The organism is Microcoleus sp. Pol1C5 (assembly GCF_036701115.1).
Taxonomy (GTDB): Bacteria; Cyanobacteriota; Cyanobacteriia; order Cyanobacteriales; family Microcoleaceae; genus Microcoleus.
In genome coordinates this window covers 48,368-73,774 of sequence record NZ_JAUBQE010000043.1, presented here as the reverse complement: position 1 = coordinate 73,774, position 25,407 = coordinate 48,368, and the positions used below count along the sequence as shown (strand labels likewise).

The following is a 25,407-nucleotide window of genomic DNA, read 5'->3' as shown; positions in this document are numbered from 1 at the left end:
CTGCTTTCTATTATGCCATCAACTTGGTAAGGCAATTCTTTCAGTATTTATACTCATTGCAAAACTGGGATGCTCCCGTTAGAAGATTCGGTACTCTGAATAACCGCAGCTTGGCGCCAAGTGCCTAAAACTTGTGGGGCTTGTTGTTTGAATAACTCCTGCTTTCCCTTGTACTCTCCAAGCAAACGAATTGTTTGCAGAAGTCTTTGGTTGAGCTGTTGACTTTCAATGAACCTCTCTTCAACTGACAGCATATCTATTTTATCTCCTTTGTATTAATTATAAACATTTATTGCAGTCAATAAGTCGGATATTGCGTGCGCTCGCATCAAAACTTTGAAACCCGATTGCAAGCAGAACCGACGCCAAATCCAGATAAATAAGTAAGGCGATAGTTGCTTTTAGCCATAGCCCTTGCCTCTCTTGTTGTCCAAGGTTTGACGCTTAGCAAATCGGGTTCAGTTTCCAGTTGCTTTAAATAAGAGCGATCGCCCGTTACGAAGGCGATCACCTGAGCCAAGAACTTGCAACAGCTCAAAGGAGCCTGAACCACCTGCTTTTCAGTAAACCTAACCACAATCCAATTCCACTCTAAGAATAATTGATTGCGGCGCATATCCCTGTCAGCATCGCAGCAGTGAGTGGGCTTCTTAGATTTGCCAGCATAAGGTTCATCAATCTCGACATCAATTCCTATCCCAGATGCAGTGTGAATTACAATAAAATCTGCTGAATAGCTCCTCTGAGATGACGGAATTTTAAACTCTGCTGCTTGGACAACTTCCTCGAAATATTGCTGTAAGTATTGCAAAAAGCGTTGTTCACTCACTCCTTGCCGAGCTTGAGATGTGCCATTAGGACTAACGCGAAGTGACATCAAATCCTTGAGCAATCGATTTCTGTGCTGTAAGTCAATTCTTACACTTGTAAAAACTGTCTGCAACCCTTCTTTTCCTAGCTTAAAACTATAAAATTCCTGCTGTTTGTTGGATAACGTCTCTTGTTGGGGTAATCTTTTTTGTTGGGATAATATCTCTTGTTGGGATAACATCTCTTGTTGTTTGTACTCAAGAACTTGCTGCTTATACCTGGATAGCAGCTTTTGACGGCAACCAAACACATAACGATAAGCAGCCGCTATTAAACATGAATAAGCAGCTACTACCAACAGCACTTCCCACCACAGCCAACCCCAGGAAATAGCTAACAGCGGAAGTACGATCGCACCATAGAGCCAAAACACCCAAATTAACCACAGCAACTTGACAGGTAACACCACAGGTGGTTGAGGCGGAGTCAGCAAAACAACAGGTTTCCCGAATTGTTGAGTTTCTTGAAGTTGGGATGAGGTGGCACAACTAGAAGTTGCCTCTAGCAAAGGATATTGATGGCAGAATTGCATTACCACTTTTGGGTAAAAAACTATAGGATAATTCATAACTTTAAATACTCCTTTTTTTAAGAGCGCGGTCGCGCTATTTTTAAGAAAGTTTTTTGAATTGTATGCAAAAAATCACCCAGTCAAGCTCACAAAATTTAACTCATTCTCAACCAGTTAGCCAGATTCAAAAGGACAAACAAATCTCTCTTAAATCCGACCCGGAAACAATGGCTGCGCTTACTCAACTCGAAGAACGCCGGGATTATTATCACACCTGCATCAACGGAGGATACTAAGCATGAATTTAGCCACAGCGACGCTTGCTCAAAGTTCAATAACTGCGGCTCAAGTTTGGCATCAACTAGAATCAGCAGAAAGCTCAGAAGAAATCGACCAACTGCTGCAATCCCTTTGGCAAACCCAAGAAACCCAGGAACTCGCTGTTGATGCCCATGCCGACTTAGCCGACCAAATTGATGCCGAAATTGCAGGAATTACAGCGCGAATGCAGTATTTGATAGAACTGCATTCAAAAGCTCTCAACAAACTCCAGGGGTGGAGAGAGCGGTTAGACAAAACCGTTCTCTACTTCAACGAGTGCGGCGTGTTAACTTCCGAAATTATTGGCAAACACCGCCGCATTACTGTTAAGGAAAATCCGCCTACCTGTGAAGTTTTGATTGACCCATCTCAACTGCCAGAACCCTATCGCCGAGTCGAAACAAAAACCGTAATTTCTGCCGACAGAAAGGCGATTTCAGACGCTTGGAAACAAGGAATGCCTGTAGATGGCACTAGGGTTTTCCGCAAGCGCAAAGTGGTTTACAGCTTGCTTCCCGGTAACAATTTACACTCTCTTCAAGCCAACCAGACGCTTGAGAGTCGTTCTTCGGATAAAACGCAGTCCAAAAAACGGCGTTAGCCATCTTTTTAGGTGTCAGGAATACCTTGGTCTGACACCTGAATTGTTAAAGCTCTCCGAATTAGACACCTCCGAATTAAAAATTTCCGAATTAGAGTAGAAAACGCTTGTTTTGTAAGAGCGCAACTTAATTGGGGTCGGGATATCTTACAAATCAATCCAGTATTGAGGGTTCTCCACTTGTTCTTCGGTGACGTTGAACAACTTTGACACTCTATCTTTAATAACCCCGTCAGCATCAAAACTCAAACCTCCAAACTGCTGACTGTTTTCACCTTCTCTGATAGCAACGCGAGCAAGTGCATCGCTATCGCTATCAGAGAAATAATCCCGTTGGCTTTCCATAGCCGTAGTTGTGCGAACTACTTTCACTTTTTTTCTCCACATTGGGATTGTCATTCTGATTGTAACACGCTACTTCTTTCTTCTAAACCCCTCCAATTGGAGGGGGTGAATATCACTCAGTAGCAGGAATTTGTGAAGGAACAACCTTGTCAAAATCTGGACTATTGCTGTGCATAAGTCCTAAAAATGTAAAAACTAGGATTCAGGAGCTAATCAATGAGCAGAAGAAAACTTACCCCAGAATATCGCTCCACAGAATGGGTAGCTGGGGAAGGACTAAAAATCCCAGTCTTTGATATGTCCTTGACTGACGGTAGAGCAAAGGGGCGATACCAAGCTGAATCAGAAGTGCTGCGTAACTCCCTGCTTGAACTGCTTTTTGAACCTGAAGAATTAGCATCCCTAAGCATCGTTAAACCCGACCCAAATGATAGCAACTTCGACCATTTGAAAAACATCGATTTCGGAGATGGTATTACCAGAAGAGTTGCTTTCAGCTCAGGAAAAAATGTGTATTTTGCAGACAAAGAACTCTCAACCAAACTGTTGAGCGTATTCAAAACTCAACCCGACCACGCCTGTCGCTACGGCTCACTGCTAGTTAGCAGTTGCAACCAAGGAGCCAAATTGTTAGATAGCTCCCTTGACGGCGAAACCTTGCGACTCAAAATTGTTGATTCTCAAAGCGATGACCAAAGTGAAAAAGCGAAAGCTCATAAGTGGCAAACCGGAGACTGTCACGGTAAAATTTCACCGGCACTAGCCCAACAATTAGGAGGGAATTACAACCGACCTTTTCAATTCAGATTTGCCTGGATGCAGGAATGGGGACAAGAAGACTGCCACACTCCAGAAATTAGCTTTCTTGCCAAAGGAACGCTGTTGCCTGATGCTAATTTAACCTCGGACTTGGGTTATGATATCATTATGGATCGCTCCTCTATCAAAGGAGTTGCTAAAGAGCAATTAGCTGAACTTATCCCCTGTGGCGACTACGAATTTCCCAAAGCTATACTGGGAAATCGAGGCAACGCCAAAGTAACTGAATACGAAAATTCCTGGCAGTTTTTGATTTGGTATTCCGAAGCAGCTATTGGGGCTGACATAGCCACACCGACCAAAATTGAAGCCCAAAAGCTAGCTGACTTACAAAATAACCGGCTGCAACTTGCCAAATACTTAGTGGAGCAGCACGACAAAAAAGCTGCTTTTCAATCTAGCCTTCACGAAGACAGCAGCGGATTACAAGACGAAACAGATGAAAAAGCCCAGCGCAACGAATCCCGGCTAATTTCAATTTTGAGGAACGATAAACTCGGTCAACTCCTCGACTTTCCCAAAGTCGTCGATTTCATGCAAGAACAACTGGCTAAAAAGTGGAAAGACTTAGCAATTAAAGGAGCAATTCATCACGGTTCAGCAATGGCTCAACCTTGTGAAAACCTCCAACCCGGTACAATTGTTGCCCCCCACTTGCGACACGGCACAGAAGTCATCGTTACCCGATACCCAATTGTCAGTAAAGATAACATCCGCCGCTACACAGTAGACAACAAAAGCCATCGCGCATTAACGCAATACAAAGGGTGCGTTTTCATTCGCTCTGACCAAGCCATGCAGCATCATCAATGCGATTTTGACGGCGATCAATTAGTGATTACGCCTGCTTCCCGAATGCCGAATATCGCCTCTGAAACCAGGCACGCTAATCAAGAGAATGAGTACGATGCAGTTGAGAAGCGAGAGAAAGTTGACTACACTAAAGCTACCGATAGTGATGGCGATCGCAAGTATACCAAATTGCGGCAAATTGCCGTAGCCATCGCCCAAAATAAAATCGGCTGGGTTGCTACCTTAATCGGGAGAGTGCAATCGTCAGCCGCAGAACAGGGACAGCCAGAAAGTTTATTCAATCAACAGAAGCGGCAGCTTCTTGGAAAGCTGTTTGATGCCCTGCAAATTGAAGTGGACAGTCCCAAAAGTGCTACTCGCACCGAAGACCACCACCCCACCCTGCTGTCCAAGGCTAAGCAGTGGTCAGAACAGCACCCAAGCTACCTATTTGACTACAAAGACGACCCCAGGCTTTACAAAACGGTGCCATTACCTATAGGAGACGGCACCGCTATCAATTGCATTGCTAGGGAGGCTGTTAACCCAGAGTGGGAACCGACTCGTCTAAAAAGCCGCCACCGCGACGAGTTTCGCTACCTGTTCGAGTCTCCTTCTGACTTAGATGAGCGAGAAAAATGGGAGAAACATTATGTCAGGTGGGCGCAAGATATTAAGGAACGCTATCGAGAAAGGATGGGCGAAATTCACTTGGAGTGCGGCGACGATTCTAAGGCAATTAAAGAAGCCGTCAGCAAGTTATACGAGAGCTTAAGAGCCGATGTGACCGAAGCTTTTCCCAACGCTGAAGAAAGGTTTTCTGCTGCTAGTGCTATGTGGCACGTCGAAACCGCAAATCCCAACTTAGAAGTCCCTCGCAAAGCTTGTAAGGAACTTTCTCGGCAACTGTTGATTGAATTCAACCTTGAACCTGAGTACGAGCGACTCCACGAAGCAATGCCAAAAGACACTTACGTTCTGAGTGTCCCTTTCGAGGAATTTGAACGGGACGGCAGCAATAAGACTGTCAGGGATAAGAAGCGACAGCCAGTTGGCAAAGACTTAGCTGGACATTGGAAAGAATTGTTAGACAGCAAAGGCATTAAATATGAAGCAACTTTGCATCCGAGCCTGCCAATGGTCAATTTTGCCTTAATTGAACCCAGCGAAAAACTGGTGGGAATTCTTGAGAAGAAGTTTTGCGAAAATGTCAACGACATCGACAGTTTAGACTTAACCTACCGCGATGGTCTTGGTCGCACCAAAGATGTGAGTTCACGCATTGTAGCTCCGGCTGATTATACTTGGCTTGAGTCCCAAAACCAAACACCTAAAGCAGCATTGGTTCTCAACCTATTTACGGATGAAATTTGCCAGCAATTGCAAGCCTTTCAGTTTGACAGAGCTGAACTGATTGGGCAGAAGTACAATGACTTGAAAGATGTTGACTTTAGCAGTCCAAAATGGAGGCAGAAAACATTGACTTTTGAGGTTGGCTCTGTTAGCGGTAGCGGTTCGAGGCGCGACGGTAGCCCTATTGTCCTCCTTGACGGACAAGAATTAGCCATGTTCTCTGCTAATTCACCTAAATTGCCGATCGGCACTACCTTTGAGGCCACTATTGAACCCTCGCCTAAAGGCAGCGCTCTGATCTTAAACATCAACCCTAGCTCTGTGCAACTAATTGAATCAGTTGAGGAACTTTCAGAAGTCGCGCCAACTCCTTGTCAAGAGCGATCGCAATCCGTATCCCCAACCCCTCGTCAAAAGCGATCGCTATCTGTATCGCCAACCCCTACCCAAAACAAACCGCCATCTCAACCCGAAAACATTGCTGCCAGCCCCACCCACCTCTCACAATTGCTGAAAGATGCGATTTCTGAAGCATATAACCAAACTGGAGTAACTAAAATCCCTGTGGGAAACTGGACAGCTTTTATTAGCCAATCTCGCAATAATGTTAGGTGTTTAGTCAGAGATGAAGCTGATAATCCGGTCTTGGCTGCTGACTTGAAAACAGGTCAAATCATTAAGAAGCTTTCTGAAAACAGCAGCTCTCAGTTTATCAAATACCTCAGAGAGGTTGATGCTGAATTAGCTTCTACATCTTCAAAAAAAAGAGATGCAGATACACAACTTTAACATCAACTACCGCACATCTAAGAGCGGGTAGGTGTGAACACCAGGAAAGCTCGTTGACCGAACAGTTAGTTTTTTAGTGAGTTTCAAACAGGGGATAAGCTGTCGCGCCTTTAAATTGTATACTTCAATCTTTGTGGGAAAAGCGTCAAAGTCTCTCCCCCTCTCCCCCTCTCTTTCTCCCCCTCCCCAACCAACAGATACTTTAGATGCGTAGCAGCTTAATTATTAGTGGGCGACGATTCCCCCTCCGATTGGAGGGGGTCACTTTAACTCCCCAAAACCGCTCTTCCGAGTGAAGTCAGTAGCCATACTGCTCGAATTTCATGGGAAATATCCACTCACGCCTCCACAAAGATTATGGCTACAAAAACAGCATACCGAAGCCGAAGCCAGGGAAACTACATCACCCCTAACACAGCCGAGGGCAAGAAAATTCTCAACTACCTAAGAAATCGCTGTGAGAAAGCTTTAGATTACTGCCAGGAAAACGGACTCACCAGCGTAGAAGATTTTGCCGATGCAATTGAAGAACTAACGGAAGCCGACGGCAAACCTGGCATTAGCGTGGAGGTCAAGCACAACGGACTCGTCCTCAGTTTGAGCGATCGACCCGAGTACGGCTCTACCACAGGAAAGTACATGATGGAACACTTGGGAGAGCCCGACGACAACCGATTTACTAAAACAGGAATTGAGGCGTTACTCGATTCGCCTCGAACTAAAACAAGGTCTAAAAAAGACAATTTACTAGATGAATTGGATGATGAGCAACCCTCCCCCAAGTCTAAATTTCAAGCGAGCACCAAGTCTAAAAAAGACGATTTACTAGATGAATTGGAGGATGAGGAACCCTCCTCCACGTCTAAATTTAAAACTGCAACTAAGTTTAAAAAAGACGAGTTGCTAGATGAGTTAGAGGATGAGGAACCCTTGCCCCGAGCGAAATCTAAAACCCATACCAAATCTAAAAAAGATGAAATAAAAACTTGGGAGGATGAGGAACCCTCAGCCAATTCTACAAACAAAACTAGACCTCGAAAAGATGACCTAGAGGAATTGGAGTCGGAGGAACTACTGCTTAAATCTAAAGCCTTAACCCGCTCTCCGAGAGATGAACTAAGTGACCTAGATGAGTTTGAACTCAAAGAACCTCAACCTAAAGCTAAGCCTCAAACTAAAAGCCACCTTCAAAACTCTGAGCGAGAAGATTTGGAAGACGAAGAATTATCAGCTAAATCCCAAGCCAAAAGAAAAGTTCAGACAAATGAAGCGGTAGAAGTTGCTGAATCCTTAGCACGCACACCTTCAAAAACCCGAGCGAGCCAACAGCGACCTCAAGGCAAAAAATCAAACGACCAGAACATCGATAGTATCCTCGATGCTGCTGTACAAGTTAGTGGTAGAACAGCCATTTCTGGAAATGAGGTAGAAGGTACAACTGTCAGCGGCATGAGCGCTCAAGTTGCGGTTCTCGCTACTCTGATTGGCAAAAAAGCAGCTTCTCAAATTATAGAAGCTGCTCTTGGGGCTGGAAAAGAGCGCCAAGTTGCCGGTATTGTCAAAAGGCTCCAAGCTCAAAGCCAGCGGGCTGACTCGCTCTCCCAGCGAGTTACCAACTTGGTTGAAGCGGATTCAGTTGCAGATGCAATGGTCGAATCCGAAGGTTTACCAATAGCTGAACCGAAGCTAGAACCGGAACAAAACATCTTACCTGAACCGGATGCCGAATTTGTCTCAACACCCGCTATGCTCTTAGCTAAAGCTGTTAGCAAAGTCCACGGAAAAGTTGATAAAATTTCCGGTCGTGTGACAGACAACAATTCTGAAAAAACGGCTTCTATTAAGATTGACACAGAGGCTAGTTTTGAAGAACAGCTCGTACAAATAAATGAAGCACTCAACCGACTTGAAAAGCGACTCGATACCCTAGAAGAGCGAATAGAAGCTTTAGAGAACAAACTTTCTCTTCAAAAAAGCGAGACAGGCGTTCAAGCTGGGGATGCAAAATTAGAACCGCCCGACAGCTCAACTCCATCCCTCAGCGACCAATTCGTACAAAACGCAACAGAAATAGATGAAAAAATTTCATTAGAATCAACAATCCCAGCTAGCAACAGCGCTAGCGCTACTGCTAAAAAAATCACTGTGACAGCCCAAAATCTTACTCAGGATGCCCAACTTGCAGCAACACTGGCAAAAATTTACAGCCTAGCTGAAGAAGAAGCAAATGCGGAAGGCATTGCATTAGAAGACGGGGTTGATTTGGGAGAAGCAAAACTTTATGTAACAAATTTTGACTTCTCTACCGCTGTCAGCTTAAAAACTAAGGAAGGCGAGGAACTGTTTTCAGCAGTACAGGATCAAACTGGAGAATGGGAAGTTACAAACGACTTCCTGAAACCTGAAGAAAAAGAAGAACTCGACCGCTTAAAGATTTTTCAACAAGCTCTCAACCAAGAACGTTTAGCTGAAATGGTAAAGAGAAGCAATCGGGATGAAATCAGCTTTACCGATTCCCAAGGCTCGCGCCTCGACTTTGAGGTCGAATTCAGCGATAAATCCAAGTCGAAGGGTACTGTCAAAGGCTTTAACTCTCACAGCGAGATAGTTTTTGAAGCCAGCCTCCAAAAAGGTAATGTTGAGGTACTTTTGTGCGACATTCCACCAGAAGTAGTAGAAACTCTCCTATCCCAACAGCAACTTGCTCAAAACCAGAACTCCAACAAGCAGGAAGCTAGAAAAACTGAGGCAGAGATGGAGATTTGAAATAAGTTATTTCACTTGCACCCTCCAAATGGAGGGGGTAATTGTCACTATATAAAATCACCAAATACGGTGATTTTGCAGGCATTAGATACAACTTAAATTGGCATTAAAGCACTAAATTTATCAAGAGAGTGACATGGCTACTTACTTAGACCAAACAAGAAGTGAACAAAATCGCAACTCATTATTACGCTGGTTAAAACAACATAAAATTAAACGGGGCGACATTCCATTCCTCGCCATTTGCCTAGCCTCACTCATCTACTTCAGCATTCATGACCCGCTCTTAATTGCGACTTTAGGCTGCTCCAGCATAGTCTTTTTAAGTTTGTGGCACACCGCTAAAGCAATTCCAATTGTCGAGCGATATATCGGCTGCAAAATTCGATTTTGGCACGTTGCTACTGCCATCATTACCTCCACTGCGCTGTGCTCCGTGCTCGATTCCCCCGCCAACGCCATCTTCCTCTCCGGCTTAGAAGAATTTATGACAGAGCTAGCAGAAGGAGCGGCTTCCGCAGGAGGTGAAGCTATTGATGCCGAAGTCATCGAACTGATTTTCAACTTAATTCGCGGAGCCTTCCTTTTGTTAGTAGCAGCCGCGTCTCTTTTTGCTTACAACCAAGCGCAGCAAGGCAATGACTGGCGACCAATTGTGACTCAAGTTGCCTTAGCTTTTGCCATTGTAATTGCCATTGACGTAATAACTTTCCTCTTCATTGGCAATGGCGGTGGCGGAGGTGGAGCTTAGGGAAGAGGGGGAATGGGAGAGTGGGAATGGGAGAGGGGGAGAAGTTTGAAAACTTGCAACAACCCGATAAAAACTAGAGGGCTTCAACATCTAACATATACTCACCCAATTGAATAGAAATGAGGGATTATGTAACTGCAATCTACCTGAGAATTCAAACAGCTTGCTGTTTACTGCACACATCTAATCTCCCACTTTTTCGTTCACTGACTCTTAGTATTGAATTGGTTTTCTGTTCATTTGAAGCTCTAATTTCTTAACTTCACTTTCTATTATCTCCTCTCCACTCTCCCAATCACCCCCTCTCCCACTTTCCCACTCTCCCAATCACCCCCTCTCCCTCCCTCTTCCCCAAACCTCTACCTCAAGTCTAAACCCCTTTAAATTATGCTCAAAGACCCAGACAAAGACTTCATCTCCGTCAACAAAATTCTTGGCAAACAAGCCAGCATCGGCATTATTCCAGCGGAACAGCTAATTCCCTGGATGCTAATCACCGTAATTTCCTACATCCTCACCAACGGCTTATTCAGCTTAGGAATGCCTTGGTTTTTCATCACTACTTTCTGGCTAATTATAAGCTGGTGGCTCCTGACAGGTAACAAACCTCACCTTTTTGTAGACAGGTTTAGATCTCCGCCGGGGAATGAGTGGTACAACGGTAATCTTTTATACCTTTCTCTCGTTCCCCAACACCGACCAAACCCCATTCGCCACCAAATCAGCGATTCACAAGTCCGAGTCAAACTTAAACCCAAACTTGCTCCCACTCAACAAGGAGGTAACAGCCGACTTATGCCCTTCCAAAACTACCAAAACCTCCTGTGTTTAGTCACTATCAAAAAGGATGGTCGAGAAGTTTCTGGTTACTTACTGAATGAAGGCAGTCAATACCAAATTGTATTCGGATTCGAGACGGCTGGCTTTCACAACATTCTCTACCGTCATGAAGTAAACAATGCAGCCACAGCCTTAGAAGAAGGGCTAAAAGACATTCCCCCAGGCGAAAAAATGACCTTTCACACCGGCTGCTACAGCAGCGATTGCGTTCGCCAACAACAGTTAACTGAATTGGCTGACAACTGTCACCTCAAACCCATTTCTGTACTCGTTCGTAACGAACAGAAACGCATTCAAGAACTCAACTTAGCAGGCACCAGACAACTGTGGAACCAAACTATTTTCTGCACTTGGACATTCAACGCTCAATCTGGCTCCAAATCCAACGACCCTCTGAGTAAATTCATCAATGGAATTATCAACACAGCCAACAGCATTGCTGCACAATTTACAGGCAACCAGCGCATCTACTCTGAACGCTTTTACAAACAACTGCTGCTCGATGCTTTCGAGCAAGGCTACATCCGGTGGGAACTCTTGCTAAACACCAAAATTGGACTGGAAATTCAACCCATGAATGCCCAAGCATTGTGGGGATGGCTGTGGCAAAAATTCAACAGCGCACCCGTACCCCCTATTCCCCAACTTCTCATTTTAAAAGAAACCGCGTCCGACTACAAACTAACCGAAACCCTCAACAGTCACAAACACGCCTGCACCATTTTAATTGAAGGTATGAGCGGCCGTTCGAGCTGCCCGGAACACAGAAAAGCTAGCTCACGCATTTTGCTCCCCGGCAGAAACGCAGAATGCGGCGTGCTAACAATGGAAGAGGGCCCCGGCGGCTGGCTCAATACTAGAGAGCAACTGCAATGGCTCTGGAAAATTATGAGCAACAGCTACGTCCGCGATACTGAAGCCGTTGTCGAAATTAGCGCCGCTCCCAACTTTATTATTCAAGACAACTTAGCAAGGCAAGCTAAACAATCTAAAACTGCCAAAAAACGCGCTTTAGAAAAAGGTCAAGGTCGCGATGTAGGAGCAGAAGTCAAACAGGAAGAATCCTTTGAAGCCCAGAAAAAAATGTACAAAGGTGCAAGAGCAATTCACGCTGCTGTCACCTTCTTAGTCTACCGACCAACCCCGGAGCAACTAACACACGCTTGCCAAATGCTCTCCCACAGCTTCGGCTCTGCCAAGGTATTAAGAGAGCGCAACATTGCTTGGCAACTGTGGCTAGAAACTTTGCCCATTACTGTAAGCTGGCTGCTGCACAGCAGTTCGCTAATTAACGAACGCCGCCTCACCTTAGACACCGAAACTGTCCCCGGTATTTTGCCCTTAACTGCTGTAAGGGACATCGACTCAAAAGGAGTTGAATTCATCACCAAAGGCGGCAAACCCGTGTACGTTGACCTCATGCACAACCAAACCAGCCGCGCCGTTATAACAGGCGAGTCTGGTTCCGGTAAAAGTGTTTTGGGATGGCGATTTGCAGTCGATGCAATAGCCGCTAATATCCCAGTCGTCGGCATGGATATCTCAGCAGGAAGCGGCAGTACCTTTGAGACAGCAGTGAAACTGTTAGGCGACGACGGTGCGTACTACGACATCACCTCTGGCAGCTCGAATCTACTCGAAATACCCGATTTGAGGCGTTTTGACAGAGAAGAGCGATCGCGCCGACTAGACCAATGGAAAGAGTTTATCAGAAAAGCGCTGACTATTATCAGCATGGGCAAAGTCCGCGACCCAAAATTAGCGCAGCGAGTCGATGCCATTTTGCTGCTAACTCTGAAAAAATTTCTGGAAGACCCAGAAATTATCGAGCGCTACAATACGGCCTTTGAAAAAGGCTGGAAATCGACCGCTTGGCAAGAAATGCCAACCCTCAAAAACCTCCTAAAATTCTGCACAAAAGAGCAACTCAACCTGCAAAACTTTACCGACTTCGACCGCATTGCTATCAACCAAATTATCACTCAATGCAACGCATTACTAGCCTCACCTTTAGGGAAAGCAATTGGCAGACCGAGTACATTTTCACCCGAACCCGCTGTTAAGTTTTTTGCCCTTAGCGGTTTGGGTAACGAACAAGACCAGTATTTAATGGCCATTAACGCCCATGCTGCTTGCATCCGTAACGCACTTTCTCACCCTAAAAGCCTATTTATCGGAGACGAACTTTCGATTTTGTTTAAAAAAGACGGATTTGCTGAAGTAGTAGGCGAACTCTGTGCAGTGGGTAGAAAGAATGGCATTTCAGTGCTCTTGCTAGCCCAAGATATCGACAGTATTTGCGATTGTAGTGCGGGAACTATGATTATGCAAAACATGGTGTATCGAATTACCGGAAGATTGACATCAAACGGAGCCACTTCTTGGATCAAACGTTTGGGATATCCGGCTGAAATTATTAGCCAAAACGCGACAGAAGCTTTCCTTCCCAGAGCTGCCGACCTTTATTCCAATTGGCTAATTGAAAAAGGAGGTCGTTTCTGGCAAAGCCGATACTATCCAGGCGAAATGATATTAGCAAGTGTGGCTAACAATCAAGCTGAATTGATGGCTCGTGCGCGAGTTATGGCTCAATATCCCAATACGTTAAAAGGGCAATTGCTAGCACTCAAACAATTTGCCTCTGAATATGTACAAGCCGTTAAAGAAGGGCGTTCATTAACCAATATTGGCAAGAATGCAGTCACTGATATCAATGGACACAAATCCCCTCAAGACCTTATTGCTAGCTAGACGGAGAAAACCGATGAAATCACCTAAATTTCTTGTCAAACTTGCCCTCGGCATTCCTGCAATTTGGCTGAGCTTAATACTAAATTCTGTTGAAGCAAAAGCTCAAACCTCTGGCAGCAATCCGACTGCAACACAGCTTCCCAGCTTAAACAATCCTAACAGCAGCACTTTCAACCGCTCCAGCTTCACAGTTCCCAATCAACAAATAGAAAGCCAAATCCAACAATCAGCTAATAACTTCTTGAGCAACCCGAAAGAAATAGGAGGTATAGAAAACACAATTAGCGACATAACAGGCGAAATTTCCGATACCATCTCCACCATCTCCGACAGCATCTCAGGCATCTGGGACAATTTGTTAAATAAAGTCGAAAAATTTAGCAGTGAAATAGAGTCAACCCTCTCTTCATTCCTGGGAGAACTGAAAGTTCCAGACCTAAAAGAAGCAGTTAAAAGCATAATGGACGGCAACACCTCCGAAAGCGAAGGGACAAAACTATCCGCTGCTTTAGAGAAGAGACCGCAAGATTCTTACAGCCTCAAAGAGAATACCGCAGAACTCGCAGAAAGAGAAAGTGCTGTCAGTGAAGCCAATAAAGCCACTCTCAGTAAAGAAGCTCAACAAAAACAAGCTCAGATGAAAGAAATTGTCCAGCAGAACGTAGAGCAAACTAATCGCGAGAGCCAAAATTCAATCGAATTGGGTGCTGATTCAGAAGGTCAAGATGTCACACAGAACATTATGAGAAACATATCTCAACAAAGTGCGATCGCAGCTAAGCAAGCAGCCTTATCAGCAGAAAATCAAAGTGCCTTAGTCATGCAGGGCCAGCAAGCTCAAATCGATCGCAGTTTTGCCAACATTCTCAATGCTCAACAAGCTGAAGAACTCAACGAAATTAACACAGCCCAGAGACGGCAGGATGCTGCGGCTGCTACCGCTTCTTCTACTCAAGCCGGACTGTTTCAAATGCCGGGAGGCATCACCTTGGGTGAATAAGGGGAGGGGGAAGGGGAAGGGGAAGGGGAAGGGGGAGGAAGGATAAACTTTCGCTTTTTTGAGTTGCACCTTCTTCTGTCACTTATCAAATTGTAAATAATCAGCTCCCCAATGTAGAAAATGACGCGATTTTCCCCAAGTTTTCTACCCTTGCCCCCCCCCCCCCCCCCCCCCCCCCCCCCCCTCCCCCCTCCCCCTCTCTTCCCCCTTCCTCAACTCCGAAACTACCACTAATTAGTAGCGAGCAAAGCTAATAATAACCTGGTTTTTCCTTCCCCTCCCCCCTCCTCCTCTCCTTCCCCTTCCCCTTCCCCCTCCCCTTCCAAAGATGCTGACACAACTAATCGCCCAAACTAGCACAGCAGGACAAGCCCTGGACACTCTATCTGACGCCATAGAAGTCTCTCAAAAAACCATCGAATCTTGGAATTTAGTTTGGTTTAACACTTTCAACACTCAAGAATCCTCTCTCTGGATTGCCTTAGTCAAACTAGGACTAATTCTGGCGGGAATATCTGTTACTTACCTCGCTGTCACCAGTGGCAAAGAAATCATCGAAAAACAGTCTTGGTCAGAGCTAGTAGCCATGTTTATCTGGCCACTCGTAATTGTAGTATTTCTCAGCAACAACGGTAAAGTCTTAGCTGAAAGTGTCAAATTCATCAAAGCTGTAGGCAGCACTCAAGTGCAAGAAATTATGAAAATTCAAGTCGGAGAAATGACCTTCAGAACTGCCCTGAGCGACGTTAACCTTACCAGTGCTGGCAAAGAAGAAATTGAAAAACTCTACAGCGAATGTCAGGGCAAAGTTGGCTCAGCTTTAGTGGAATGTTGGAACAGCAAAAAACAGCCAGCTCAACAAATCCTCCAGGCAGCCGAACAGCAAAATGGAGGACCTCTCAAAAGCTTGCAGCGATTTGTCGAAAATTTAGGCAATGTTGCCAATCTTCAGGATATAGGAAATGGCGATTTTGCAGGACAAGTTTTTAGGTCTACTGTCTTGCCCATCATTCGCTTAATTCTTAGATCAGTACAGTGGGCATTTGTCAATATTTTAGAAGCAGCATTGTTGCTAACAGCTTTATTCGGACCGATTGCAATGGGTTTATCACTATTGCCGCTGCAAGGAAAACCCATCTGGGCTTGGTTAATAGGGTTTATGTCGTTATTTGGAGTGCAATTGGGGTACAACATCGTCGTTGGATTAGTCGCTGTAGTGATTGTCAAGTCCGATGCAGAGTTAGTTACAGATATCGCCTTTTTATTCTTTTTAGCTGTGTTTTCTCCCGTTCTAGCCGTGTTAATAGCCAAGGGTGGAGGAACTGCTTTGTACAGTGCGAGCGCCAATAGCACCAAACAACTTACAGATATTGCCAGTAACGCGATCGGCGTTATTGCTGGAAAACTGATATAGGGGAAGGGGAAGGGGAAGGGGAAGGGGAAGGAAATTGTGATAGATTTTTCTGGGCTTAGATTATCATAAAATTTGTAAAAACTTCTAGCCTTTGATTCCTCAACTCTCTACCCTTTAATTTTTTGTAAAAACTTCTAGCCTTTGATTCCTCAACTCTCTACCCTTTAATTTAAGGAGATTAATTATGTCATCACATCGCGAACAATTTATTTGGCAAAGAACAGCCAAGTTAGCTGTGAAGTGTTACGAGATTACCAAAAAATTTCCCAAGGAGGAACTGTATGGTCTTACTAATCAGCTTCGTCGAGCTGCGGTTTCTGTACCTGCCAACATTGCTGAAGGCTATGGACGCAATACAACAACTGATTATGTCCGATTTTTACACATAGCTGAAGGCTCATTGCGAGAAGTTGATACCCATGTATGGATAGCCACTGAGCTTGGCTATATCAATCAACAAGATAGTGATGCCCTCTGCCAAGAAATTGACGAGTGCCTTCGCCTTCTTTTGTCTGCTGCTAGAAAATTAGCATCTCGTACTTAAGAAGGGGAGGGGGAAGGGGAAGGGGAAGGAAAGATAAATAAACTGAATACTGATAGCTAATAATCTCCTCTGTTTTTCCTTCCCCTTTCTCAACTCCGAAACTAGCACTAATTAGTAGCAAGTAAAGCTAATAATAACCTGGTTTTTCCTTCCTCCTCCCCTGTTTTCCCTCCCCTCTCTCCCTCTCCTTCCCCTTTCCCTTCCCCCTCCCCTTCTCTTAACCTTCCCCTTCCCCTTCCCCTTCCCCTTCCAAGAAAACTATGAAATTTCCACAATCACAACCCTTACTCCCTGAATCTAAAAACACCTTAGCCTTGTGCTTTGTTCTACTAACAAGCTTTGTTTTCCTCCTGACAATTGCTGTTTTAGTGAATACAGTCAGTTTGAGAGCCTTATCTCAAAGAAAAGTTACCTTTGTCCAGTTAAAAGACGGAACCGCAGCACGAATTGCAGAACAAGATGAACTGTACAGAGAGCCGAAAATTATCCAAAATTTTGTATCCAGTTGGGTAAATTTAACCTGGGCTTGGTCAGGCAAAATTCCCGGCACAAATGACCCAGACCCCGGCATTAAAGTTAAAGGCAGTGCCAAAGTTCCTACAACTGCTTGGATGGGCTCATTGATGATGGAATCAGAGTTTGGTAAAGCTTCTCTTGTTGAACTTGCCAAACTCGTTCCCAACACCATCTATTCAGGAAAAACCCGCTCAGGAGTTTATATCTCTCACATCTCAGAACCTAGAGAAATAAAAAGAGGAGTTTGGGAAATAGATGTAATTGCTACTCGCGTCGTGCTGGAACAAGGCATTGGAGAAAGCCGAGAACAGTTTAATCGAACCTTCACCGTCAAAGCCGTAGAAATTCCCAAATCCCCTCTCAAAGAAAACGCTAATGAATTAGAGAAGACTATTCACTCTTTGAGAGCAGCCGGATTAGAAATTTCCCGAATTGTCGAATTCAAACCTTAGAGGGGGAGGGGGAAGGGGAAGGGGAAGGAAAAACAGGGAAGGGGAAAGGAGTACCGCCCCTACAGAAACCGATTTGTTTGTACTTCACTTACCTGAAAAGTGCTGTATATGAACTTCAAGCGGTTGTATTTTAACAACAAAGAGGTCCTAATTTTATGCTCTGTCCCACTCACATACAAGCCAATCATTTGTTAATTAACCATCGTAATAAGCAACAAGAGAGTAGCCATGAGTAACAGACAAGAATCTTCAAACAATTCTCATCAAACAAAGTTGACAACCGCAGAAAGTGAGCCAAATAATTCACTCCCTCTTGATAGCGAAAGTATCCTTAATAACGATAGTAGCAAGATGTCAGAAGACAACTTTTTCCCTTCCCCTCCCCCTTCCCCTTCCCCTTCCCCCTCCCCCTCGAAAGATGATGATATTGATGAAAACTTCATTGCTAATTTCGACCCCAATGCACCCCTAACACTTGAAACTCAATATCAACTCGCTCAAGATGAGGAAAGACCACTGCCCCCACCTGTTTCCGAAAGAGGCGTTCCTAGAGCAGTGACAATACTGCTGTTGACTGGTGGAATACTATTGCTAGGACTGCTGATTTGGCAATTTATCAAACCTAAATCACCTCGCGAACCTATCGCACAATCAACACCAAAAGAAAGCTCTTCTGGCACCATTAAAGATGAAAAACCGGAGTTACTGGCTAAATTAGCTTACCAAGACCAACAAAAACTGTTAGCCGAAAAACCGCAAAAAACCGCAAAACCCAAAACAGAACCGTCGCCCAAACCGTCAAGAACCCCACGAACTCCGCGAACTCCGCGTCTAGTCGCTACCCGGAGCGCTGCACCGCCACCTACTCCTCTACGCGAACCCCTACCCGCACCCCGAACAGTAGTGCGGACGGTAACAGTACCCGCACCCATACCTCAAAGAGTACCCTCAAGAACACCCGCACCGGCCCCCATACTCAAACCGTTAGTACCCCCACCTTTAATTCCAACTCCAACCGAAGAAAAAATCGACCCGTTTGAGCGGTGGAACCAACTCGCCCAACTCGGACAAATTAGGGGAAATTTTGACCCTAACCGAATAGCGAATGCCGTGAGTGCAACACCAAGCACTCCAGCGGCAACAAGCGCTACCGCCGCCGCTCTGACAAAGCCAGCTCCAACAACTGAATTCCTAACAGTCAATATCGGCAACCAAAAGTCGCAACCCTCATACGTTTCTTTCGAGCAAATCCCAGAAAAACTATATAGCCACCCAAATAACGCCAGCGGGGAAAGGCTACACCCGGAGTTTCCTTATGGAGAGGACAGCCTCGAAACCACCGACAACTCCCAAAACCCGACTAACCAATTAACTCCGACTGCCCTTTCCCCCCAAACAAGTTCCGATTCTACCGATAACCCAATCGAGACGGAGGCTCGACTCAGTGCTAGCCGAACGTCCTTGCCCGATACAGAATTTCAAACCCTTTCCCCAGAAACTGCTCCAGAGGCTTCTGCCTTAACAAATTCTCCAACCCTGGAACAAGTAAACTCCCCAGGGGCAAAAGGCATTCTCAACCGCACGCCCCAAACAGCTCAAGTTCCCCTTGGAACCACCGCCAACGGCGTAGTTTCGGTTCCCCTGCTGTGGGATGAAGGCTCAGGCAAACAGCTTTACGACAAATTTGCCGTCACCCTCACAGCCGACTTCACGGCAACTGACGGCTCTATTGCTTTTCCTGCGGGTACGGTTGTCATTGCCAAAGCCAGCACCGTCAGCAAAACCAATCGCATGGTACAAGCTACTGCTGTGGCGCTCGTCTACTCAGATAGAAACGGTCAGATTAAACAGCAGCCCATTCCAGAAGGCGCAATTTTGATTGCAGGAGAGGGCGGACAGCCACTGATTGCTTCAGGCTACTTCGACCCAGGGAACGATATTGCCGGACAGGATATCCTCACCGCAGTGCTGTCGGGAGTTGGACGAGTCGGTCAAGTGTTCGCAGAGCCTAAAGTCAGAAGCTCTAGCAGTATTAGCGGTAGGTTTGGGAGTAGTACAACCACCGTTGAAAGTCGAGACCCGCAAATTTGGTCAGCCGTCCTCGATGGCTTCTTCAGCCCCCTAGCAAAACGGATGGAAAGCCGCTCAGATAGAGCCACTGAAGAACTTTTAAACCGCCCTAATGTAGCTGTGGTTAATAAAGGAACCCCGGTTTCTATTACTGTCAACAGCTTTCTCAACATTTACCGATAACCGAGCCGTCGGTAAACTGTTCAGTCGCCCCAACGCGACTGCGATTAGTAAAGAAAATCCCCGTTTCTACTGTCAACAATTTTCTCAACATCAACCGATAACTACCATGACGAATCGCATCCAATCTCCCAGAATGCTTTCCCTCGGAGGGCTTTTATTCACAGCAGTGTTCGCCGCTGCAAGCTACCCCGACTGTGCTTTTGCTCAATCCCCAGTCACAGGCTATCAAACTGTGGGTCGAGACATTGCTGTCAATAGTGCGATCGATATTTTAGTCTATCCCGGTCGCGCGAGTGCGATCGACTTCAGCTCAACCGATGAAGCTGTCGCCTACGTTTTAATTGCCGACCCCTCAAAAGTAGTTTTCAGCACCGACGCACAGTTGGCAAGCGGCCAAGCCAAAACTGTTTTCTTGCGTCCCATTCAAGCGCTCAATTTTCCGGGAGCTACCACAACTACCATCACTAACCTTTCAATCAAAACTGTAGATTCAAAAGGGAAACAGCGACTTTACAACTTCAACATCGTTCCTACCAACAAAGAACCAGAACACTTAGGAATTCGCATCGCCCCCCTCACCCCAAGAATGTCGCCGACAGAAAACGTTGATAGAAATCGCACCCCCTCCGCATCAGATGTTGAAAAAGGATTGCTAATTGCCATTCAAAAAGGCTATACAGCAGCCAACGACCCGGTAGTCTACAGCGTGCGGCAATTTTTAGCTCTAGTAAGAAACCACAATCTATCGGCGACTGATGCTGCTGCACGAGCCGGAGTAAACTTGTCTGTGATTGTCGAGCTGAGCCTCATTGCACGAGAAGAATTGGGCGTTGCTGAATACAGGTAGGAATTCAGATTTCCCAATTGCTATAAGACCCGGGAGGGTGAGTTTTGTAACATCAAGCGAAAAGTTGATTCATACCGTAAATCAGCAACACCAATAATTGAACTACCCTGGAACAAGATTGCAACAGCGACAACCGCCAACAGCCCGAACTACTCGGCTTCTTAAAAGTCGCTCTGCTTTTTGATTCGAGCCGGAGCTGCGGGAATAGGTAACGGGAATGGGGAATAGGGAATGGGGAAGAATTTGACTAAGTGTCTCTTAACTCCAAATTCCGCCTAATAAAAATTGTTGGGGAAAAGGTAATTGGGAAAAAGGTAGTTAACTCATAACTCATAACCGAAGAGTGCGCGCTTGGGGCGAGGCTCTCAGCAATCTCATAACTCCCTATTACCCCTTACCCATCCGATTATCGAAAAGTTGAGTGCAAATCATCTCCTTAATACTGCCCGCGCTGAGTCAGGCGGGAGCCTGTGTCGCTAACGGCTCGCTCTGAGAACTTATGGCTTTTGGCTGATTCAGATTGGTTTGAAGCTGCGCTAATAATAGCAATTAGTCAAACAGCATAACGAGACCGAGCGGGGATGGTAAGGAGGAATAGCAGAATTCTTCTACTTCTTGCTCAACGCGAAGCTGAGTTATGAGCTGTGAATTGACCTTTCAAATATTTGTTTGTGGAACAATTCAGCAGTAATACTTTCTCGGAAGAACGTTTTTTTCCTCATTCTCCACTCCCTTGTTCAATCAATGTTCAGCCCAAAAAGCTCTCTTCAAAAAAAGTCTGCCCTCCCGCTGCGCGTTGTGCTTACAGTCCCCAACGCTCTCCTAATTTCAACGTTACTATGTCTGACGGGATGGCTTTCTTTTCAAACAGGGCGGCAGACAATGAATGACTTAGTTGCACACCTATTGGGAGAAGCAACGAGCCGCATCTGGGAACGCCTTGATAACTACTTAAAAGAAGGGGTTGGGAAAGGAGAAGGGACTTACAATCAAATTCCAACTGGTTCGGTAAACCAACTTTCCCCAAGTCAAACAGCCGGAGTCACAATCAAACCAAATGGGAAAAGAAATGGGTCAGACTCTCCAAAAACAATATTTCGTCAACAAAAAACAAATTCTGCTTTTTCTACCCCAACCTCAAAATTCAACTTGCACGATTTCCTCATTAGCCCTAACTGTCAAGCCTTTATCTTAGACCGTTCGGGACGTTTAGTGGCTTGGAACGAGGTACCTGAACCAAAACCGTCTATTTCTGTTGACGGACGGCAGCGAGAAAGCGCCCAAGCTCTGCAACAAAAAGTAATCCAGCTTTCAATAGAGTATCTGCTTAAACATTATGGCAGCCTCGCTGCTATTAACAGCAGCCAAAATCTTAACTTTACTGCCAGCAACTCACTATACTTGCTGCAAGTCAGACCTTTTAAAAACTCGAAAGGCTTAAATTGGCTGATTGTGGCAGTTGTACCCTCCACCGACTTCACGAGCAAAGTTCAGGCCAACACCCGCAACACTATTTTGCTCGTGCTGCTGGCTTTGGTTCTTTCTATCTGCCTTTTGCTGTCCATTTCCCTAAGAATAGAACAGCGGCTGCAGCGGTTAATTTCGGCAACAGAGGCGATAGCTGGTGGCGACTTCGACTCAACATTTTTAGGTAGCGGTATTGCCGAACTCGAAGCCCTAGCCTGTGCTTTCGAGCGCATGAATTCCCAGTTAAAAGCATCTCGCAAGCGGTTAGAAGAATATTCTGGCGATTTAAAACGGCAAGTTGCACAGAAAACAAAGGAACTAAAACAAGCTAAAATTGCAGCCGAAAGTGCCAATCGCGCTAAAAGTACCTTTCTGGCCAATATGAGCCACGAATTGAGAACGCCTCTGAATGCGATTATCGGCTTTGCCCATCTCCTTGTGAACTCTAAAAAAACTGCACCGGAACAGCAGTCGAGTTTAGATATTATCAATCGCAGTGGTGAGCATTTGTTGAAACTAATCAACGATATTTTGTCGCTGTCTAAGATTGAAGCTGGTCAAATTACCCTCGAATCAAATGCTTTTGACCTTTACAGTTTGCTCTCGGACATAGAACGGATGTTCCAACTCAAAACTCAGTCTAAAGGAGTGCAGCTTGTTTTTGAACTCCGGAAAGATGTACCGCAATACGTCCGAACTGATGAAAGCAAGCTGCGCCAAGTTTTGATTAATCTGTTGGGCAATGCTGTTAAATTTACTGAGACGGGTAGGGTGAAGCTGACTGTAAAATGCCTTCAGTCTATGACCAAAAAACCGCTATCCAAATTCTTTCTCCAGTTCTCAGTGAAGGATACAGGCCCTGGTATTGCCCCTGAAGAGATTAGCCGTTTGTTCAAGCCGTTCGTGCAAACTGAAACTGGTAGGAAATCGCAAACGGGAACGGGCTTGGGATTGCCAATCAGTAGCTCTTTCGTGAAGCTGATGGGTGGCGAGATTAAGGTCAAAAGTTCTGTGGGGAAAGGAACGGTTTTTAGTTTTTACATTAAAGTCAGTCATGCAACACAGAGCGAAATTTATGACAGACTGCCACAAAAACGAGTGAAGGGGTTGGCATCCAACCAACAAATATATCGCATTCTGGTAGCGGACGATGAGTCGGCAAATCGGTTGCTGCTAACTCAGATATTGAAGTCGGCTGGCTTTCTTGTGTGGTTCGCGGATAACGGAACCCTGGCTGTTAAATTGTGGCGAAAGTACAAGCCGCATTTAATTTGGATGGATTTGAGGATGCCTGTTCTAGACGGCTTTCAAGCTGCTCAAAAAATTCGAGCACGGCCTAACGGTTCTAACACTAAGATTATTGCTTTGAGCGCTAATGCTTTTGTTAAAACCCAGGAACTCGCCATGTCGAACGGCTTCGATGACTTTGTTGCCAAACCGTTCCGAGAGGCAGTAATTTTTGAGAAGATGGCGCTTCATTTGGGTGTTCGCTATATCTATGAAGAGGAGTCGCCGAGAAAGTCCGAACAGGATGAGCCTGTTATGCAACTGACTCCTGAGTCGCTATCTGTGTTGCCGAGGGAGTCGATTGAGAAGCTTTATAAAGCAGCCGCTTGTGGAGACGAGCAAGCGGTTAGGCTGTTGATTGAGCGAATGGATCTGTCGCAGAAGCCTCTTGCTGTGGCTCTGACTAAATTAGTTGATAATATGAGCTTAGATATTATCAGCGATTTGACTCAGAAGTGCATTTCGACCGATTGTACGATCGCCAAATCACAAGACAGTTCTCAAAGTTAACTCCCTGTTTAGAACCCGTACCTCAGATATCGATATATGAAGTTCGTTAGTCCATGATCGCGCGTATCAGAGTAGCGCGCTACTAAGCTAAGATACTACTGTCACTAACCCACATCTACAGAATTAAGCCATCCACTGAGCAAATCGCCATTATGGAAACTTGGTTAGAGATGCTGCGCCGACATTTTAACTACGCACTTGGTCAAAGGCTTGACTGGTTGGGTAGAACCGACTGTCAAATTGATAGATGTGGGTTAGTTTCAGAACTGATCGATCGAACGTTTGAATAGTGCTGCACTGACCAGCACGTTAGAGTCAATCACGAATCCGAGCTCACTCATTGAGAATAGACTGTAAAATTTCTGGAGTTTATAGACACGGAAGGGTGGGGCGAGTCAACTGAACAATTTGCATTAAAATACCTAGAATGAGTTGAATATTTTCAATAAAATGCTCTGTTGTTTCAATATAAACCGTACTTTTTTCGAGTTTCATAAACTTCCAAATACTGCCGGTTGTAACGCCACCATAAACACAAGAAATACTGTTGTTTTTTTGAACATTAAACATCTGGGCTGCCAACATTTCAGCAATGCACTGGCCAATTCCCGATTTGATATTGTCATTCTTGGCTTCGACAAGTGTAAACACAGGGGCGTTTAAAGATAATTGTTCTGGTGAATGGCTAATCATAAAGTCACAGACACCGTTGAGTCCTTTGACTCGATCGATATTGAATTCCGTACCGGAAAAGAGGCTGATTTGACGATCGCAGCGCCTGCGGAGTTCAATCAATACCGGAGCGACAATCATCTCAGAGCGCGCTTTTTCCGTGTCGATTCCCAAGGCTAAGGGAATATTTTCTGCTAAAGTTTCCTTTAAAAGCTGACTGGGTTCTATCGGTTCTACAGCCGTAATAACTTCAGAGACTTCTCGAATTGTCAACCCGAGTTTATTTTTAATATCATCTAGGGAAAATTCGCTATAAGACATAGTTGCACCCTTTCACTCCGTCGTTCTAACTTTATACTTAGATTTAGATAAACACATTGACATTTACCTGAATTTTCTCAGTCAGTGCTTTAACCTAAGAGCGTTTTTTAGGAGTGCAAGCATCCTGCTCGCTTGCCTTTCTATCTCGCGAAAGAGAACTCCGGCTCGCACTCCTGTTTTTACTAAATTGGGATAATCCTAACAGATACAACAATAATAACCTTTGTTCCCCCTCCCAGTTCGCTCGGAATCTCCAACTGAGCGCCAATCTACTCTGCCCGCTGCCACATTCCACCCAAACTAAATCCCCTACGGAAGCTGCTGCGGATCGAAGCAGCTTCCGTAGCGCACAGAGAGTCGTAAAGATGCAGACTTGAAAAATCCAGCTTTAGCTGTTGGATGATATCGAAGAAGTTTTCTAGAATATTAATCAGATCGCAACCCGCTCCTTCCCCAAGAATTTGCAAAGTGGTATTGACCGCTTCATCGAAGTTTTCCAAAGTTAGTGAGGCGTTGACAGCTTTTGCCGTAGCTTCTTGTTCGGCGATCGCGATTCTCCAATAAACGGTTTTGCGCTTCTTGTTCGGCGACTCGTTCTTTTTAGACACTCCCGGA

General features: G+C 45.2%; 19 protein-coding genes. 14 read left to right on the top strand and 5 right to left on the bottom strand.

Going from position 1 to position 25,407, the window contains the following annotated elements:
- Positions 1 to 53: 53 nt before the first annotated feature.
- A complete protein-coding gene (locus QUA23_RS22175) occupies positions 54 to 254 on the bottom strand; it encodes a hypothetical protein (RefSeq protein ID WP_333078116.1) in 201 nt (66 codons plus the stop codon).
- A gap of 74 nt (positions 255 to 328) precedes the next feature.
- The gene (locus QUA23_RS22170; RefSeq protein ID WP_333078117.1) at positions 329 to 1,438 is read right to left on the bottom strand and encodes a hypothetical protein; all 1,110 of its coding nucleotides are present in this window, start codon (positions 1,436 to 1,438) and stop codon (positions 329 to 331) included.
- A 65-nt stretch (positions 1,439 to 1,503) separates the two neighbouring features.
- Here QUA23_RS22170 and QUA23_RS22165 point away from each other — a divergent pair, with 65 nt between their 5' ends.
- Complete coding sequence (locus QUA23_RS22165; RefSeq protein ID WP_333078118.1) at positions 1,504 to 1,677, top strand: hypothetical protein; 174 nt, start codon at positions 1,504 to 1,506, stop codon at positions 1,675 to 1,677.
- 2 nt (positions 1,678 to 1,679) lie between these two features.
- Complete coding sequence (locus QUA23_RS22160; protein WP_333078119.1) at positions 1,680 to 2,303, top strand: siphovirus Gp157 family protein; 624 nt, start codon at positions 1,680 to 1,682, stop codon at positions 2,301 to 2,303.
- A 147-nt stretch (positions 2,304 to 2,450) separates the two neighbouring features.
- On the opposite strand, the gene QUA23_RS22155 is transcribed toward QUA23_RS22160, so the two are convergent.
- Positions 2,451 to 2,675: a hypothetical protein gene (locus tag QUA23_RS22155; RefSeq protein WP_333078121.1), complete on the bottom strand. Its 225-nt coding sequence runs from the start codon at positions 2,673 to 2,675 to the stop codon at positions 2,451 to 2,453.
- A 189-nt stretch (positions 2,676 to 2,864) separates the two neighbouring features.
- Here QUA23_RS22155 and QUA23_RS22150 point away from each other — a divergent pair, with 189 nt between their 5' ends.
- From QUA23_RS22150 to QUA23_RS22095, 12 genes are all read left to right on the top strand, one after another.
- Positions 2,865 to 6,401: a hypothetical protein gene (locus QUA23_RS22150; protein WP_333078122.1), complete on the top strand. Its 3,537-nt coding sequence runs from the start codon at positions 2,865 to 2,867 to the stop codon at positions 6,399 to 6,401.
- A gap of 357 nt (positions 6,402 to 6,758) precedes the next feature.
- Positions 6,759 to 9,167: a hypothetical protein gene (locus QUA23_RS22145; protein WP_333078123.1), complete on the top strand. Its 2,409-nt coding sequence runs from the start codon at positions 6,759 to 6,761 to the stop codon at positions 9,165 to 9,167.
- Between the two features lie 136 nt (positions 9,168 to 9,303).
- Entirely contained in the window at positions 9,304 to 9,918 is a 615-nt protein-coding gene (locus tag QUA23_RS22140) for a hypothetical protein (RefSeq protein WP_333078124.1), read from the top strand.
- Between the two features lie 387 nt (positions 9,919 to 10,305).
- Positions 10,306 to 13,509, top strand: a complete 3,204-nt coding sequence (locus tag QUA23_RS22135) for a hypothetical protein (RefSeq protein WP_333078126.1) — start codon at positions 10,306 to 10,308, stop codon at positions 13,507 to 13,509.
- Positions 13,510 to 13,522: 13 nt separating this feature from the next.
- The gene (locus QUA23_RS22130) at positions 13,523 to 14,509 is read left to right on the top strand and encodes a hypothetical protein (RefSeq protein WP_333078127.1); all 987 of its coding nucleotides are present in this window, start codon (positions 13,523 to 13,525) and stop codon (positions 14,507 to 14,509) included.
- Between the two features lie 328 nt (positions 14,510 to 14,837).
- A complete protein-coding gene (locus tag QUA23_RS22125; protein ID WP_333078128.1) occupies positions 14,838 to 15,923 on the top strand; it encodes a hypothetical protein in 1,086 nt (361 codons plus the stop codon).
- A 184-nt stretch (positions 15,924 to 16,107) separates the two neighbouring features.
- Positions 16,108 to 16,467: a four helix bundle protein gene (locus QUA23_RS22120; protein ID WP_333078129.1), complete on the top strand. Its 360-nt coding sequence runs from the start codon at positions 16,108 to 16,110 to the stop codon at positions 16,465 to 16,467.
- Between the two features lie 260 nt (positions 16,468 to 16,727).
- Entirely contained in the window at positions 16,728 to 17,435 is a 708-nt protein-coding gene (locus QUA23_RS22115; protein WP_333078130.1) for a hypothetical protein, read from the top strand.
- A gap of 228 nt (positions 17,436 to 17,663) precedes the next feature.
- Entirely contained in the window at positions 17,664 to 19,688 is a 2,025-nt protein-coding gene (locus tag QUA23_RS22110; protein WP_333078131.1) for a hypothetical protein, read from the top strand.
- 106 nt (positions 19,689 to 19,794) lie between these two features.
- Entirely contained in the window at positions 19,795 to 20,535 is a 741-nt protein-coding gene (locus QUA23_RS22105; RefSeq protein WP_333078132.1) for a hypothetical protein, read from the top strand.
- A gap of 882 nt (positions 20,536 to 21,417) precedes the next feature.
- Complete coding sequence (locus QUA23_RS22100; RefSeq protein WP_333078133.1) at positions 21,418 to 23,799, top strand: ATP-binding protein; 2,382 nt, start codon at positions 21,418 to 21,420, stop codon at positions 23,797 to 23,799.
- Between the two features lie 92 nt (positions 23,800 to 23,891).
- The gene (locus QUA23_RS22095) at positions 23,892 to 24,089 is read left to right on the top strand and encodes a helix-turn-helix domain-containing protein (RefSeq protein ID WP_333093922.1); all 198 of its coding nucleotides are present in this window, start codon (positions 23,892 to 23,894) and stop codon (positions 24,087 to 24,089) included.
- A gap of 79 nt (positions 24,090 to 24,168) precedes the next feature.
- On the opposite strand, the gene QUA23_RS22090 is transcribed toward QUA23_RS22095, so the two are convergent.
- Positions 24,169 to 24,792, bottom strand: coding sequence for a hypothetical protein (locus QUA23_RS22090; RefSeq protein WP_333078134.1), 624 nt, complete (start codon positions 24,790 to 24,792; stop codon positions 24,169 to 24,171).
- Between the two features lie 269 nt (positions 24,793 to 25,061).
- Positions 25,062 to 25,400 carry a hypothetical protein gene (locus QUA23_RS22085; RefSeq protein WP_333078136.1) on the bottom strand — a complete coding sequence of 113 codons (339 nt, stop codon included), beginning with the start codon at positions 25,398 to 25,400 and terminating at the stop codon, positions 25,062 to 25,064.
- Positions 25,401 to 25,407: the final 7 nt, after the last annotated feature.

Bases quoted from the DNA above. Each gene is read 5' to 3' on its own strand.
- QUA23_RS22105 (WP_333078132.1), top strand. From the start codon at position 19,795: ATGACGAATCGCATCCAATCTCCCAGAATGCTTTCCCTCGGAGGGCTT.
- QUA23_RS22160 (WP_333078119.1), top strand. From the start codon at position 1,680: ATGAATTTAGCCACAGCGACGCTTGCTCAAAGTTCAATAACTGCGGCT.
- QUA23_RS22165 (WP_333078118.1), top strand. From the start codon at position 1,504: ATGCAAAAAATCACCCAGTCAAGCTCACAAAATTTAACTCATTCTCAA.
- QUA23_RS22125 (WP_333078128.1), top strand. From the start codon at position 14,838: ATGCTGACACAACTAATCGCCCAAACTAGCACAGCAGGACAAGCCCTG.
- QUA23_RS22135 (WP_333078126.1), top strand. From the start codon at position 10,306: ATGCTCAAAGACCCAGACAAAGACTTCATCTCCGTCAACAAAATTCTT.
- QUA23_RS22130 (WP_333078127.1), top strand. From the start codon at position 13,523: ATGAAATCACCTAAATTTCTTGTCAAACTTGCCCTCGGCATTCCTGCA.
- QUA23_RS22115 (WP_333078130.1), top strand. From the start codon at position 16,728: ATGAAATTTCCACAATCACAACCCTTACTCCCTGAATCTAAAAACACC.
- QUA23_RS22170 (WP_333078117.1), bottom strand. From the start codon at position 1,438: ATGAATTATCCTATAGTTTTTTACCCAAAAGTGGTAATGCAATTCTGC.
- QUA23_RS22140 (WP_333078124.1), top strand. From the start codon at position 9,304: ATGGCTACTTACTTAGACCAAACAAGAAGTGAACAAAATCGCAACTCA.
- QUA23_RS22100 (WP_333078133.1), top strand. From the start codon at position 21,418: ATGAATGACTTAGTTGCACACCTATTGGGAGAAGCAACGAGCCGCATC.
- QUA23_RS22110 (WP_333078131.1), top strand. From the start codon at position 17,664: ATGAGTAACAGACAAGAATCTTCAAACAATTCTCATCAAACAAAGTTG.
- QUA23_RS22120 (WP_333078129.1), top strand. From the start codon at position 16,108: ATGTCATCACATCGCGAACAATTTATTTGGCAAAGAACAGCCAAGTTA.
- QUA23_RS22090 (WP_333078134.1), bottom strand. From the start codon at position 24,792: ATGTCTTATAGCGAATTTTCCCTAGATGATATTAAAAATAAACTCGGG.
- QUA23_RS22150 (WP_333078122.1), top strand. From the start codon at position 2,865: ATGAGCAGAAGAAAACTTACCCCAGAATATCGCTCCACAGAATGGGTA.
- QUA23_RS22145 (WP_333078123.1), top strand. From the start codon at position 6,759: ATGGCTACAAAAACAGCATACCGAAGCCGAAGCCAGGGAAACTACATC.
- QUA23_RS22175 (WP_333078116.1), bottom strand. From the start codon at position 254: ATGCTGTCAGTTGAAGAGAGGTTCATTGAAAGTCAACAGCTCAACCAA.